2 protein-coding genes and 1 pseudogene are annotated in these 1,623 nt (G+C 54.6%); 1 reads left to right on the top strand and 2 read right to left on the bottom strand.

Annotated elements, in window-relative coordinates; translation table 11 throughout:
- Positions 1 to 321, bottom strand: a pseudogene (locus OEL57_RS16700) (cytidylate kinase-like family protein); the annotation flags it as partial.
- Between the two features lie 150 nt (positions 322 to 471).
- Between OEL57_RS16700 and OEL57_RS16695 the strand changes: the two are divergent.
- Positions 472 to 762 carry a Dabb family protein gene (locus OEL57_RS16695; protein ID WP_300742070.1) on the top strand — a complete coding sequence of 97 codons (291 nt, stop codon included), beginning with the start codon at positions 472 to 474 and terminating at the stop codon, positions 760 to 762.
- 123 nt (positions 763 to 885) lie between these two features.
- On the opposite strand, the gene sfsA is transcribed toward OEL57_RS16695, so the two are convergent.
- Positions 886 to 1,584, bottom strand: a complete 699-nt coding sequence (sfsA, locus tag OEL57_RS16690; protein ID WP_300742071.1) for a DNA/RNA nuclease SfsA — start codon at positions 1,582 to 1,584, stop codon at positions 886 to 888.
- Between the last annotated feature and the right edge of the window lie 39 nt (positions 1,585 to 1,623).

Genomic DNA, 1,623 nt, shown 5'->3' with positions numbered 1-1,623 from the left:
GGAAAAGGTGGAGAGAAAATCATCCAGAAAGCGATTTTTATCGCCAATGTTTTGCAAGACCTGATCTGAAAGGCTGTGATGCTTGGCAACCTCGTCCAGGAGCGCCTTGTCCATTAAGGTCCAAGGCTCTTTGGTCCGCTTTTCCATCTGTTGGCGCAGCAGTTCAGCCATCGGATAGGCCTCGCAGCCGAACTCCCGTGAAATGGTGATGGTTGGTTTCTGCTGCTCCTCCTCGGGACGGAGGGCATTTTGCCGTCGTGACACCTCAAGCAGGGCCCCCAACCGGTTGTCAATGGACGGAATGAGTTTGGATTCTGACATGGTAGACCTCCTGGATGAGTTCGACGGCCACAGGCCATAGGGAATACGAGATAACTGTATCACCAATTTTACAACTCTCAAGGGGACTGGTTGACAGAAACAACTGACTCGCGGTATCTGGAAACAACATGATCGCTAAGGAGGAACACCATGGTAACCCATATCGTCTTTTTTAAGCTGGCCGAGCAGACCCCGGAGAAGATTGCTGCTGTGCGGGATAAGTTGTTGTCAATGGAAGGAAAGATTGCGGAACTGCGCCATCTGGAGGCCGGGATTGATCTGGTCAGGTCAGAGCGTTCATACGACGTGGCCCTTGTCACCAAGTTCGATTCAATGGCTGACCTGCAGACCTATCAGGTGCATCCGTACCATGCAGGAGAAGTGGTGCCGTTTATGAAAGCCAACTGCAGCTCAATTGTTGCAGTGGATTTTGAAGGTTAATCCAGTACTACTGCTAAAGCCAACCCCCCTCAATCCCCCCTTATCAGGGGGGAGGTTTTTAAGCCTCCCCTGACAAGGGGAGGTTTGGAGGGGTTTAGTGCGAAATAATACGTTTTACGGTTCCTAATCCAGCAAAACTGCCAGGCTCTCGGTCAGCCGGATCTGCTCCGGCCTGACCTCGGCCCGGTAGGCCAACGCCTCGACGCCGTTTGCAACCGCTTCCCTCAATAGTCTGCCATATGTAGGATCTATCCGGTCAGCCGGAGCAACCGCCGTGCCATCGCCCCGTTGTACGGTAAACAACAACACCCCGCGATCACCGTTTCTGACCATCTCCATCAACTCACGCAGATGCTTTTGTCCTCGTGTCGTGACTGCATCAGGAAAGAGCGCCAGCCCCCCTTCCACCAGGGTGACATTCTTTACTTCAACGTAGCAGCGCCTGCCATCTCCTTCCAGCAGGATATCAATCCGGCTGCGCTCACTGCCATACGCCACCTCACGCCGCAGGTTTTGATACCCCTGTAATTCGGCAATGGTCCCGTCCAGAATCGCCTCTTCAGCCAGCCGGTTGGGCAGCATGGTGTTCAACCCCACCCAGTATCCGTCCACCTGCAGCAGCTCCCAAGTATAGGCCAGCTTGCGGTTGGGGTTTGGACTTAAGGAGAGCAGCACCGGGCTGCCGGGCAGGTTGCAACCCAGCATGCTGCCGGAGTTTGGGCAGTGGGCCGTGACCACGGAACCATCCTCAAGCTCAATATCAGCCAGAAAACGCTTGTAGCGCTTGATCAGTTTGCCGGGGATCAGGTCGGGCAGCTTCATCGGGCTGCTGCCAGTTTTGCTGCAATCCTGATGGAGGCT

Origin of the sequence: Trichlorobacter sp., assembly GCF_030247655.1 — a bacterium.
Classification (GTDB): Bacteria; Desulfobacterota; Desulfuromonadia; order Geobacterales; family Pseudopelobacteraceae; genus Trichlorobacter.
This window is presented reverse-complemented; position numbering and strand designations above follow the sequence as displayed.